Origin of the sequence: Erwinia sp. HDF1-3R, assembly GCF_039621855.1 — a bacterium.
Classification (GTDB): domain Bacteria; phylum Pseudomonadota; class Gammaproteobacteria; order Enterobacterales; family Enterobacteriaceae; genus Erwinia.
The window spans coordinates 1344176-1356523 of sequence record NZ_CP155071.1 but is presented as its reverse complement, the minus strand read 5'-3'; the positions used below and the strand labels follow the sequence as shown (position 1 = coordinate 1356523).

General features: G+C 55.4%; 14 protein-coding genes. 5 read left to right on the top strand and 9 right to left on the bottom strand.

What is annotated here, in order from left to right:
- Window positions 1-3 precede the first annotated feature (3 nt).
- The 3 genes from ribE to nrdR form a co-directional block, all read right to left on the bottom strand.
- Complete coding sequence (ribE, locus tag AAGR22_RS06130; protein ID WP_067705215.1) at window positions 4-474, bottom strand: 6,7-dimethyl-8-ribityllumazine synthase; 471 nt, start codon at window positions 472-474, stop codon at window positions 4-6.
- Between the two features lie 115 nt (window positions 475-589).
- On the bottom strand, window positions 590-1699 hold the full coding sequence (ribD, locus tag AAGR22_RS06125; RefSeq protein WP_345830928.1) for a bifunctional diaminohydroxyphosphoribosylaminopyrimidine deaminase/5-amino-6-(5-phosphoribosylamino)uracil reductase RibD: 1110 nt from the start codon (window positions 1697-1699) through the stop codon (window positions 590-592).
- Window positions 1700-1702: 3 nt separating this feature from the next.
- Complete coding sequence (gene nrdR / locus AAGR22_RS06120; RefSeq protein ID WP_067705210.1) at window positions 1703-2152, bottom strand: transcriptional regulator NrdR; 450 nt, start codon at window positions 2150-2152, stop codon at window positions 1703-1705.
- A gap of 208 nt (window positions 2153-2360) precedes the next feature.
- On the opposite strand from nrdR, the gene lysM reads away from it, so the two are divergent.
- Together lysM and AAGR22_RS06110 are read left to right on the top strand one after the other, a co-directional pair.
- Window positions 2361-2801, top strand: a complete 441-nt coding sequence (gene lysM / locus AAGR22_RS06115; protein WP_345830927.1) for a peptidoglycan-binding protein LysM — start codon at window positions 2361-2363, stop codon at window positions 2799-2801.
- Window positions 2802-2827: 26 nt separating this feature from the next.
- Window positions 2828-3403 carry a DUF3251 domain-containing protein gene (locus AAGR22_RS06110; protein WP_345830925.1) on the top strand — a complete coding sequence of 192 codons (576 nt, stop codon included), beginning with the start codon at window positions 2828-2830 and terminating at the stop codon, window positions 3401-3403.
- A 135-nt stretch (window positions 3404-3538) separates the two neighbouring features.
- On the opposite strand, the gene secF is transcribed toward AAGR22_RS06110, so the two are convergent.
- From secF to queA, 5 genes are all read right to left on the bottom strand, one after another.
- A complete protein-coding gene (gene secF / locus AAGR22_RS06105) occupies window positions 3539-4507 on the bottom strand; it encodes a protein translocase subunit SecF (protein WP_067705203.1) in 969 nt (322 codons plus the stop codon).
- A 10-nt stretch (window positions 4508-4517) separates the two neighbouring features.
- A complete protein-coding gene (secD, locus tag AAGR22_RS06100) occupies window positions 4518-6365 on the bottom strand; it encodes a protein translocase subunit SecD (RefSeq protein WP_073980989.1) in 1848 nt (615 codons plus the stop codon).
- A 27-nt stretch (window positions 6366-6392) separates the two neighbouring features.
- Window positions 6393-6725 (bottom strand): preprotein translocase subunit YajC, encoded by a 333-nt coding sequence (gene yajC, locus AAGR22_RS06095; RefSeq protein WP_067705199.1) that lies wholly within the window; start codon window positions 6723-6725, stop codon window positions 6393-6395.
- Between the two features lie 24 nt (window positions 6726-6749).
- The gene (gene tgt / locus AAGR22_RS06090) at window positions 6750-7874 is read right to left on the bottom strand and encodes a tRNA guanosine(34) transglycosylase Tgt (protein ID WP_067705197.1); all 1125 of its coding nucleotides are present in this window, start codon (window positions 7872-7874) and stop codon (window positions 6750-6752) included.
- 86 nt (window positions 7875-7960) lie between these two features.
- Window positions 7961-9031 carry a tRNA preQ1(34) S-adenosylmethionine ribosyltransferase-isomerase QueA gene (gene queA / locus AAGR22_RS06085; RefSeq protein ID WP_345831554.1) on the bottom strand — a complete coding sequence of 357 codons (1071 nt, stop codon included), beginning with the start codon at window positions 9029-9031 and terminating at the stop codon, window positions 7961-7963.
- A gap of 190 nt (window positions 9032-9221) precedes the next feature.
- On the opposite strand from queA, the gene AAGR22_RS06080 reads away from it, so the two are divergent.
- Entirely contained in the window at window positions 9222-9803 is a 582-nt protein-coding gene (locus tag AAGR22_RS06080) for an ACP phosphodiesterase (RefSeq protein WP_345830921.1), read from the top strand.
- A 183-nt stretch (window positions 9804-9986) separates the two neighbouring features.
- Window positions 9987-10589: a peroxiredoxin C gene (locus tag AAGR22_RS06075; protein WP_067705193.1), complete on the top strand. Its 603-nt coding sequence runs from the start codon at window positions 9987-9989 to the stop codon at window positions 10587-10589.
- Window positions 10590-10630: 41 nt separating this feature from the next.
- Here the strand turns inward: AAGR22_RS06075 and AAGR22_RS06070 are convergent, their stop codons facing one another.
- Window positions 10631-10807: a hypothetical protein gene (locus tag AAGR22_RS06070; RefSeq protein WP_156484979.1), complete on the bottom strand. Its 177-nt coding sequence runs from the start codon at window positions 10805-10807 to the stop codon at window positions 10631-10633.
- A gap of 118 nt (window positions 10808-10925) precedes the next feature.
- Here AAGR22_RS06070 and AAGR22_RS06065 point away from each other — a divergent pair, with 118 nt between their 5' ends.
- Window positions 10926-12203, top strand: coding sequence for a histidine-type phosphatase (locus AAGR22_RS06065; RefSeq protein WP_345830920.1), 1278 nt, complete (start codon window positions 10926-10928; stop codon window positions 12201-12203).
- The last annotated feature ends 145 nt before the right edge of the window (window positions 12204-12348 follow it).

Below are 12348 nucleotides of genomic sequence, written 5' to 3'. Positions count from 1 at the left end.
AAATCAGGCTTTGATGGCTTTCAATACGTTAATCATTTCAAGTGCGGTCAGGGCAGCTTCCGCCCCTTTATTACCCGCTTTTGTTCCGGCGCGCTCAATGGCCTGCTCGATGTTTTCAGTCGTCAGGACGCCGAAAGCAACCGGAATATCACTGTTCATTGCCACACTGGCCAGGCCAGAGCTGGCTTCACCCGCGACGTATTCAAAGTGGGCAGTGCCACCACGAATAACCGTTCCCAGGGCGACCACGGCATCATGCTTGCCGGCATTGGCCAGCGCGCGCGCGGTCATCGGCATTTCATAGGCGCCCGGCACCCAGACCACGGTGATGTTTTCATCTTTGACCTGGCCAATACGCTTCAGCGCATCGAGGGCACCGCTTAGCAGGCTGTCGTTGATAAAGTTGTTGAAACGCGCGATAACAATCGCCACGCGCGCGTCAGGAGTAGCAACAGCAGCTTCAATTACGTTCATAATCTTCCTTTAAGGGTTCTGTTGAGGCCCCGCAGGGGGGCGGATTCTATCACACTCTTCACCGGTCTGCTTCCGCTTTCGCGCAGACGGCGGGTCGCATCATCAATAATGCTAACTAAGATGCAGTCGGCGTGAGCGTAAGACGTAAATCAGGCCCGACCTGACGAATATCGCTGAATGAGAACGCTGGCGCTTCAGCAAGATGTGCGATGCCGGGCAAATGGCACAGACCACGGGCGGCATCGCCCAGCAGCCTGGGCGCAAGATAAATAATAAGCTCATCAACCACGCCCGCGCTAAGCAGCGCGCCGGCAAGGCCCGCACCCGCTTCCACCCAGACGCTGTTGATCTGACGGCGGCCTAACAGCAGCAGCAGCGACACTAAATCCGTCTGGTTACGATGCAGCGGCAGGGTAAATTGTTCTACATTTGCGGGCCAGCGCTGCGTATCAGCCTGCTCGCGCACCAGCCAGGTGGCACCGGGCTGATTAATCAGGCGGTGCTCGGGCGTGACGCGATTCTTACTGTCGACGATCACGCGTATCGGCTGCCGCAGATCCGTTTCCGGGAACAGCGCCTGACTCTCGCCGGACAGTTCGTCCCAGCGTACATTCAGGGAGGGATTATCCGCCAGCACCGTTGCACTGCTGCTGAGAATAGCGGAACTTTGCGCGCGCAGCCGCTGCACGTCGCGCCGGGCTTCCGGTGAGGTAATCCACTGGCTTTCGCCGTTGGCCATCGCCGTTCTGCCATCCACCGACGCGCCCATTTTAAGCTGCACCCAGGGGAAGCCGGTACGCATCCGTTTCAGAAATCCGCGGTTTAGCGCTTCCGCTTCCTGCATCATCAGCCCGTGGCTGACCTCAATACCTGCCTGCCTGAGCCTGTAAAGTCCGCGCCCCGCCACTTCCGGGTTAGGGTCCTGCATCGCTACCACCACGCGGCTGACACCCGCGGCAATCAGTGCATCGCAGCAGGGCGGCGTTCGCCCATGGTGGCTACAGGGCTCCAGGGTGACGTAAGCCGTCGCCCCGCGCGCTTTGTCACCCGCCATGCGTAATGCGTGAACTTCGGCGTGCGGCTCACCCGCACGGTAGTGATAGCCTTCCCCTACCACCTGGCCTGCACGTACAATAACGCAGCCTACGTTAGGATTGGGCGTCGTGGTGAAGCGTCCCCGGCTGGCCAGCTCCAGGGCGCGCGCCATATAGATTTCATCACGCATGAGTTAGTCCTGTAAGCGGGCAATCTCTTCGCCAAATTCGCGAATATCTTCGAAACTGCGATAAACCGAAGCAAAGCGAATGTAGGCCACTTTATCCAGCTTCTTCAGTTCGTCCATGACCAGGTTACCGATCATTTTACTGGGCACCTCACGCTCACCGGTCGAGCGCAGCTGGCTTTTGATATGGCTGACGGCGTTTTCCACGTCATCGGAGTTAACCGGGCGTTTCTCCAGCGCTTTCATGATACCGCTGCTGAGCTTATCTTCATTAAACGGCTCGCGAATATCATTGCTTTTCACCACCCGCGGCATTACCAGCTCGGCCACCTCAAAGGTAGTAAACCGCTCATGGCACACCAGGCATTGACGACGTCGACGCACTGAGGTTCCCTCCCCCACCAGGCGGGAGTCGATCACTTTGGTATCCACAGCAGAACAGAACGGGCAGTGCATGATGCTTCCTGATAGTCTGGAAATAGACATACAGTGTAGCGCGAAGTCAAAGTGAACAAAATAACGTACCGACCTTTTGACCGCGATTATCCCTTAGCCTTCAGGCCTCTTTCAGACCTCCCCTGAAAGCAGCTCCCGTTTTTCCCGCTATAATTATCCCCTGACGTGAAATAAATCATTCAGTGAGCAACAATTAACCGGAGGATATATGGGACTTTTCAACTTTGTAAAAGAAGCGGGTGAAAAACTGTGGGATTCCGTTTCAGGCACCGGTGAGGACCAGAGTAAAAAGCTGCACGACTATATCAACAAACTGGGCCTGCCGGGCAGCGATAAGGTCGATGTGAAGGTTAATGATGGCAAAGCCAGCATCAGCGGTGACGCTATTTCTCAGGAACTGAAAGAGAAAATCCTCGTTGCAGCAGGTAACGTAGCGGGCATTACCGCAGTTGATGACAACGTGAAAGTGGCTGAACCTGCCACAGAAGCGAAATTTTATACCGTTAAGTCGGGCGATACCCTGAGCGCCATATCTAAACAGGTCTATGGCGACGCGAACAAGTACAACAAAATATTTGAAGCGAACAAGCCAATGCTCTCTCATCCGGACAAGATCTATCCCGGACAGACGCTGCGTATCCCTGAGTAAGCTGGCTGCAAGGAGCCCGGAACAGAATGGTAAAGGACAGAGTAAAAGCCCCTCTGCTGGTAACAGCAGCCCTGCTGTTAGCCAGCTGTGCCACCCCCGCGCAGCAGCCGCAGCTGAACAAATTGCACCATGAAGTGGGTAAGCTGAACAATCAGATGCAGCAGCTTACCGCTCAGGCCTCGCTGTTGGAGCAGCAAAATAGCCTTAACGGCGGTGCCGCACAGGGTGCGTGGCTATTGCCATCCACCCACACGGCAGTGGTGTTGCAAAGTCAGGCGGGGGATCTTCGACTGTCGCTTGGTTCGCTACAAAGCGAAGCCGACGGCACGCGGGTGATGTTGCATATCCATGCGGTGTCAGATAAGCCAATTCCGGCGTTGAGCGCGCAGGTTGAATGGGGTGAAACAGATAGCGCAACGGGTAAACCACTGGAGGCCAGCAGTCAGAGTCAGACCCTTCACCTGACGGACGCGCTGTTGCCGAGACGTGATGCAGCCGTTTCGCTAAGCCTGAAAAATGTGTCACCCGAGCAGTTAGGCTACGTACGTATTCATGATATCCAGCTGGCTCCTTCCGAACAGCTGGCAACACCCGCCCAATAATTCCGGGCAGCCTTCCACACCAGCCAAATAAAAAGCGCCGCATTAGCGGCGCTTCTGACGGTCAATCAACCCCACCTTAGCGTGGGGTTGTTTTTTTCAACTGCCGCTCAGACTTGAGAACGGCAATTCTCCCGCTTACGGCATGATTGAAGGTTGATCGGCACCCTCTTTCTCAACCTTCTGCTGAAGCATATGCTCACGCTTCATTCCCAGCTTCAGCGCCAGGGCCGAGGCAACATAGATTGAAGAGATGGTCCCGATGGACACACCAATCAGCATGGTCAATGAGAAGCCTTCCAGCAGCGCACCGCCAAAGATAAACAGCATCAGCACCACCATCAGCGTGGTCGCAGAGGTCATGATGGTACGGCTCAGCGTCTGCGTCAGCGAGACGTTGAAGATCTCGTAAGGCGTTCCGCGACGAATTTTGCGGAAGTTTTCACGAATACGGTCCGATACCACGATACTGTCGTTCAGCGAGTAGCCGATAACCGACATCAGCGACGCGATAATGGTCAAATCTATCTCAATATGGAACAGAGACAGCACGCCCATAGTAATGATCACGTCGTGCGCCAGCGCCAGTACGGCCCCTAACGCCAGTCGCCATTCGAAGCGAAAACCAACGTAGATAAGGATGGCGATCAGCGCCACCAGCAGTGCCATACCGCCGGTCTGCGCCAGATCGCTGCCCACGCTGGGACCGACGAACTCAATACGCTTCACGGTAGCCTGCTGCTGGCTGGCCTGATTAATGGTGGTGACCACCTTGTTACCCAGCTCCTGGCCCGCATTCCCCTCATGAGGAGAGAGACGGACCAGGACGTCACGGCTGCTGCCGAAGTTCTGGATTTGTGGGTCCACAAAGCCAGACTTCTCAAGCGCACCGCGCAGGCTGTCGAGATCGGCTGGTTTTTCCAGGGTAATTTCAATCACCGTACCACCGGTGAAATCCAGACCCCAGTTAAACCCTTTCACGCCCATTATTGCAAAAGAGGCGATCAGCAACAGGCCGGAAAGGGTAAAGGCCAGTTTATCCCAGCGCATAAAGTCATAGACTTTACGGCCGTAGTTCAGTTGTTCAACGCTATAGTCCTGTGCCACAACGCACTCCTCAGATAGACAGCTTGTTGATGCGTTTGCCGCCGTACAACAGGTTGACGATGGCGCGGGTACCGACAATGGCGGTAAACATAGACGTCACCACACCGATTGCCGTGGTGATAGCAAAGCCTTTAATCGAACCCGTACCAACCGCGTACAGGATAATCGCGGTGATCAGCGTCGTCACGTTGGCGTCGATAATACTGGAGAACGCACCGCTGTAGCCTTCATGAATCGCCTGCTGAACGGAGCGACCGTTCTTCAGCTCTTCCTTAATACGCTCATTGATCAGTACGTTTGCATCCACCGCAACCGCCAGCGTCAGTACGATCCCGGCGATGCCCGGCATGGTAAGGGTAGCGCCCGGCAGCAGGGACATAATCCCCACGATCAGCACCAGGTTAGCGACCAGCGCCGTGGTAGCAATCACCCCGAATTTACGGTAGTAAACCACCATAAACACGATAGAGGCGATCAGGCCCCACAGGCAGGCTTCCAGACCCTGAGTGATGTTCTGCTGGCCCATGGTTGGACCGATAGTACGCTCTTCAACAATCTGAATAGGCGCAATCAGCGCACCCGCACGCAGCAGCAGCGAGAGCTGACGGGCTTCGTTAGGATTACTGATACCGGTAATACGGAAGCTGTTACCCAGTCGGGACTGGATATTCGCCACGTTAATGACCTCTTCCTGCTTCGCCAGAATCGCCCGACCGTTGGCATCTTTCTTACCGCTGTCTTTATACTCAACAAACAGCGTTGCCATCGGCTTACCGATATTATCCTTGGTGAAGTTGGACATGATGTTACCGCCCGCGCTATCCAGTGAAATGTTCACCTGCGCCTGGTTGTACTCATCCTGGCTGGACGTGGAATCGGTAATATGATCGCCGGTCAGAATCACGCGCTTGTAGAGCGTTACCGGCTCGCCTTCACGGGTTTTTTTGACTTCAGAATCACCCGGTACGCGGCCATTCGCGGCGGCGGTAGGGTCAACAGAGGTGTTCACCAGGCGGAATTCCAGCGTCGCCGTCGCGCCCAGAATCTCTTTCGCCCGCGCCGTATCCTGAATACCCGGCAGCTCGACCACGATACGATCGGAGCCCTGACGCTGCACCAGCGGTTCGGCCACGCCGAGCTGGTTAACGCGGTTACGCAGGATGGTAATGTTTTGCTGTACGGCGTATTCGCGAGCCTCACGCAGACGATCGTCGGTCATGACCGCGCGCAGCGCATTGCTGCCGCTGCTGTTGATCACCAGATCGCGATGGCGGCCAGAGAGATAGCTGACGGCATCATCACGCGCCGCAGCATCGCGGAAGCGGATTTCCAGACCGTAGTTATCCGTTTTGCGCACGTTGGTGTAGGGGATGTTTTTATCGCGAAGGTCGCTGCGGAGGTTATCAATATTTTGCTCCTGGAGCTTGCCCAGGGCGGTATCCATATCAACTTCCATCAGGAAGTGCACGCCACCGCGCAGATCCAGACCGAGCTTCATCGGTTCAGCAGCCAGCAGGGATAACCATTCAGGCGTCGCCGGTGCCAGGTTGAGCGCAACGACATAGTCTTCGCCCAGTACCTTGATCATCGCATCACGCGCGCGCAGCTGGGCATCACCGTTGGCAAAACGTGCCAGGATAGCGCCATTTTCCAGCGCGATGGATTTGCTCTGAATATTGTCTTGTTTTAATACGTTCTGGATCTGGACCAGCGTTTGCTCACTGGCGGCGCTTCCGCGCGCACCAGTGACCTGAACAGCCGGATCCTCACCATAAAGGTTAGGAAGCGCATACAGCAGGCCGACGATAAGCACGACGACCAGCATGATGTACTTCCACAAAGGATAACGGTTTAACACGGCATTTCCCTTAGGGAAGACAAAAAATTAAAGCGCTTTCATCGTACCTTTCGGCAGGACGGCAGCCACGAAATCACGTTTAACCACTACTTCCGTGGTCTCGTTCAGCGCGATGGCCACGTAGCCCGTGTCAGCCACTTTGGTTACGCGACCTACCAGACCACCGGTGGTCAGCACTTCGTCACCTTTAGAGATGGAATCCATCAGCTTTTTATGTTCTTTCGCACGTTTCTGCTGCGGACGCAGGATCATGAAAAAGAAGATCAGGCCAAATACCACCAGCATAATAACCAGTGAATAAGGACTTGACTGAGACGGCGCGCCTGCGGCAGCCACTGCGTCAGATATGAACAAACTCATTTAATTTCCCTCTTTGTTTAATTATCAGACGTTCAACGGCGGAACCGCTTTACCCGTCAGTTCATAGAATTCGGTAACGAAGCGCTCTAATTTACCCTCTTCGATAGCCTGCCGCAAACCTGCCATCAGGCGCTGATAGTAGCGCAGGTTATGGATCGTATTCAGACGCGCGCCCAGGATTTCATTGCAGCGATCGAGATGATGCAGATAGGCGCGGCTGTAGTGACGACAGGTATAGCAATCACAGTCAGCATCGAGTGGCGAGACGTCATCTTTGTACTTCGCATTGCGGATTTTTACCACGCCGCGGGTCACAAAAAGATGTCCGTTACGGGCATTGCGGGTCGGCATCACGCAGTCAAACATATCGACCCCACGACGCACGCCCTCAACCAGATCTTCCGGCTTGCCCACGCCCATCAGATAGCGGGGTTTGTCCTCGGGGATCTGCGGACAGACATGCTCCAGAATGCGGTGCATATCCTCTTTTGGCTCACCTACCGCCAGGCCGCCCACAGCGTAACCATCAAAGCCTATCTCCACCAGCCCTTTTACCGAGACATCTCGTAAATCTTCGTAAACCCCGCCCTGAATAATGCCAAAGAGCGCATTTTTATTCCCCAGAGAATCAAAGCGGTCGCGGCTACGCTGGGCCCAGCGCAGGGACATCTCCATTGAGCGCTTAGCATAATCCCAGTCGGCAGGGTAAGGAGTACATTCGTCAAAAATCATCACCACGTCGGAGCCGAGATCGAACTGGATCTCCATTGATTTTTCCGGGTCGAGGAAAATCGCATCGCCGTTAATCGGGTTACGGAAATGCACGCCCGCTTCGGTGATTTTGCGGATGTCACCCAGGCTGAAGACCTGAAAACCGCCGGAGTCGGTAAGAATGGGGCCTTTCCACTGCATAAAATCGTGAAGATCGCCGTGCAGCTTCATGATCTCCTGGCCAGGGCGCAGCCATAAATGGAAGGTGTTGCCGAGAATAATCTGCGCACCGGTATCCTGCACTTCTTCCGGCGTCATGCCTTTTACCGTGCCATAGGTGCCCACCGGCATAAATGCAGGGGTTTCAACCACGCCGCGATCGAAGACCAGACGGCCACGCCGTGCGCGCCCGTCGGTAGTATCTAATTCAAACTTCACATTGCCTCCACCAGATATACAGTCTGATGATCAGTAAAAAGGAGCGCATTCTACCAACCCAGGCAGCTGCGATACAAGCGAGCGCGTTAACCGCCCACCTGTTCATCTGCGGCCTGCGGATTTTGGGTGATAAACATGGCGTCGCCGTAGCTAAAGAAACGGTACTGTTCAGCAACCGCCTGCTGATAGGCATGCAGGGTATTGCGGTAACCGGCAAAGGCGGAGACCAGCATAATCAGCGTTGATTCAGGCAGATGGAAGTTGGTTACCAGCGCGTCAATAACCTGGTAATGGTAGCCGGGATAGATAAAGATTTTCGTGTCATCGAAAAAGGGTGCAATCAGCTGGCCCTGTGCCGCCTTCGCCGCGCTCTCCAGAGAACGAACGGAGGTTGTGCCTACCGCGACCACGCGGTTGCCGCGTGCCTTGCAGGCCAGTACCGCGTCCACCACCTCCTGTGGCACCTCGGCATATTCGGCATGCATGATGTGGTCTTCAATGCTCTCTACCCGCACCGGCTGGAAGGTACCCGCGCCGACGTGCAGGGTCACAAAAGCGGTTTCAATACCTTTCTCACGCAGCGCATCCAGCAGCGGCTGGTCGAAATGCAACCCAGCGGTCGGCGCGGCTACCGCACCAGGACGCTCACTGTATACGGTCTGATAAAGCTCGCGGTCCGCGTCTTCATCCGGGCGATCAATATAAGGCGGCAGCGGCATATGCCCCACGGCATTCAGGATGTCCAGTACCGCACGCTCATCCTCAAAGCGCAGCTCAAACAGCGTATCGTGCCGCGCGACCATGGTGGCTTTGACACTTTCGTCATCACCCAGCAGAAGTTCAGCGCCTGGCTTAGGTGCCTTAGAGGAGCGGACATGCGCCAGTACGCGATGGTCGTCAAGCATACGCTCGACCAGCACTTCAATTTTACCGCCGCTGGCTTTGCGACCAAAGACGCGCGCGGGGATCACCCGCGTATTGTTGAACACCAGCAGGTCGCCGGGGTTGAGCATATCCAGCAAATCGGTGAAGACCCCGTGCGTCAGCGTGCCGTCAGCCCCATTCAGGGTCAACAGACGACATCCGCTGCGCTGGGCCTGCGGATAGTGGGCAATCAGGGACTCGGGCAACTCAAAGGAAAAATCGGCAACGCGCATGGTCATTCACTGTCAGGGAAATCAGGGCGCACAGTCTAGCTGAAAACCGACCATTTCTAAACAGGGAGTGAGTCCGACGCGCTTACTCAAGTAAGTGAATCCCGATGAGCTTACTCAAGTAAGTGATTCGGGTGAGCGAACGCCGCAAACGCCGCTACAGCGTCAAGGGCGAAGGCGGTATACTGTGGGGATGAACTATCTCGCCCACCTCCACCTCGCCACGCTGGCTGACAGCTCCCTGCTGGGTAACCTTATGGCTGACTATGTTCGCGGTAATCCGCGTAACGACTGGCCGGATGCCGTTGCTGAGGGCATTTTGCTGCACCGCCGTATTGATGCGATGACCGATGCTTTACCTGAAGTTCGCGCGGCAAAGGCATTTTTTCGCGATGAAACGCGCCGGGTGGCACCCATTACGCTTGATGTTATCTGGGATCACTTCTTATCCCTTAACTGGGGCCGGTTGCATCCCGACAGGCCGCTTAGCGAATTTTTAACCCTTGCTGAGGATGAAATTACGCCTCACCTGACTGGGACGCCGGAACGCTTTCAGAGCCTTAATCGCTATCTGTGGCGCGAGCGCTGGATGGAGAGGTATGCCGATCCGGCCTGGCTTGAGAGAGTGCTGAACGGCATGGCCAGCAGTAGGCCCCGGCTGGCCGCGCTGGCGCCGTCCTATTATGATTTCATTGATAACTATCAAACGTTTAGCGACTATTTTTGGCAGTTATATCCGCGAATGATGGAACTTGCCTCGCAAAAAGCCCTCTGAATAATGAAAAGCGTTGCCCTTTTGCAGAAATAGACTACTGTGGTGGACTGCCTGAAGGAATAACACCTTTTGATAGCTTTAGCCTATCTCATTAATCGGCCTGTTGCGCTGGTTCACGCGCGGAAGCCACCTTTATACTGCGTCTAATTAACGTTAATTCACTCACTTTTTACAGGAGTACATATGGTCCTGGTAACTCGTCAAGCCCCTGATTTTACTGCTGCTGCCGTGCTGGGCAACGGTGAAATCGTTGAAAACTTCAACTTCAAAAAACACACCGCTGGCAAGGCCACCGTGGTGTTCTTTTGGCCAATGGACTTCACTTTCGTGTGTCCTTCTGAACTGATTGCCTTCGACAAGCGTTACGAAGAGTTCCAGAAGCGCGGCGTGGAAGTTGTGGGCGTTTCTTTTGACTCCGAGTTCGTTCATAACGCCTGGCGTAAAACCCCAATTGATAAAGGCGGCATCGGCGAAGTGAAATATGCGATGGTTGCTGATATCAAACGCGAAGTGCAGAAAGCGTTTGGTATTGAACACCCGGATGCTGGCGTTGCGCTGCGTGGCTCATTCCTGATCGACAAAGCCGGTGTGGTTCGCCACCAGGTTGTTAACGATCTGCCGCTGGGCCGCAACGTTGACGAAATGCTGCGTATGGTAGACGCGCTGCAGTTCCACGAAGAGCACGGTGAAGTGTGCCCGGCTCAGTGGGAAAAAGGCAAAGAAGGTATGGGCGCGTCTCCAGACGGCGTAGCTAAATACCTGTCCGCAAACGCAAATAACCTGTAACTCCCGCGTTTTGCAATGGCTCGCTTCGGCGAGCCTTTTTTTTAGCTGTGCTGATACGGCAGCCCGTCACCGGCATAACTCTCCCCCTCCTTAATCGCCACCTTAGCCAGCTTCAATCCCCTCTCCTTAATCGCCACCTTAGGCAGCAGCATCTTTCCCTTAACCTCTGCTGATCCAGCGCTGAATGGCTTCACTCCGCGCATCGTACGTAATTCCAACGTGTTAAGCCCTTACACCTCGGGTCTTAAGGTTTCATTAGTGCTGCAATCAGGCTATTGTTTCGCACACTGGAGCCAGTCTGCTCTTCCCCCAATGATGACAACGCACAGGGATCCGATGTTGGTGAAAACGCCCGTTCTGTCTGCGCTTATCAGCGCTATTCTGCCCGCCCTGTTCACGCTTAATGCCTGTGCGGAGAGCACGCAATACCAGCTGGAAAAAGTGGTTGAGGTCAGCCGCCACGGCGTGCGACCGCCTACCCCCGGTAACCGGAAGCAGATTGAAGCCGTTACCCAGCGTTCATGGCCCGTTTGGCAGACAGCCGACGGAGAGTTAACCGGGCACGGCTATACCGGGGCCTGGCTTAAGGGCCAGTTTGAAAGTCAGCGCTATCGCCAGCTGGGCCTGCTAAAGGCGGGCTGCCCGTCTGAAGATGAGGTTTATATCCGCGCCAGCACCCTACAGCGTACGCAGGCTACCGCCGCTGCGCTGTCATCGGCTGCTTTTCCCGGCTGCGGTGTGCCCGTCCATGCGCTGTCCGGCAGGGACCCTCTGTTTCAGTATCCCGAAGTCAATGCCAGCCCGGCAGAAAAGGAAATAGCAAAGCAAGAAGCACTTAAGGCAATCGGAGGCGACGTTAGCCGCGCGCAGCAGCGCCTGGAGCCACAGATCGCGGCCCTGAAGCGCGCCTTATGTCATCCGGGAAGCGCCTGCCCTGATTTCGATCGCCCCTGGTCACTCCATGTCTGGTCGAACGGCCGCATAGGTATTACCGGTCTGGACAGCCTGGGCGCCATGGCGGAAACCCTTCGGCTGGCGTGGAGTGAAAATCTGCCTGTCGCACGGGTGGCTTTTGGTCAGGTAAGCACCACCGCCGGGGTCGCCAGGCTTCTGCCACTGTTAAGCGCCAAATACACCTACAGCAACGATCTGCCTTATGCGGCGCGTCGCGGCGGATCGATACTGATGGGGCAGATAGCCGCTGCGCTGGATAATAATACGCAGCCCGATGCGCCACCGGACGTTCGCTGGCTGCTGTATGTGGCAAGCGATATTAATCTGGCGTATCTGCGTACGCTGCTTAATTTCAGCTGGCAGCAGGGTGAATATCCGCCTGGCAATATCCCGCCCGGCGGCAGCCTGGTCTTCGAACGCTGGCGTGATAGCCATCAACTGCGTTATATCCGGGTGACCTTTCAGGCCCAGAGCCTCGATCAGCTGCGCCAGCTCACGCCGCTCAGCCAGAGCAATCCGCTGCTTATTACCGAGTGGCAGTTCCCCGGCTGTAAAACTACTGCGGTGGGTACGCTTTGCCCTTACGATGCAGCGCTCACGCGCATAAAGCAGAATATCGATCCGGCGGTGATGGTCCCGGTGAGCTACCCGAAATCCTGATGTGTTGGATGTCAAAACACGTTCGCCTGGCGGCTTAAGTCGGCACAGGCTAAAAGCGTACAAAGTCGGGTGAATTATTTTCGCCAGGTATCAGTAACAAAAAAAGGGCCGGAAATTATCCGGCCCTTTTTTTTATCGGCTGTTG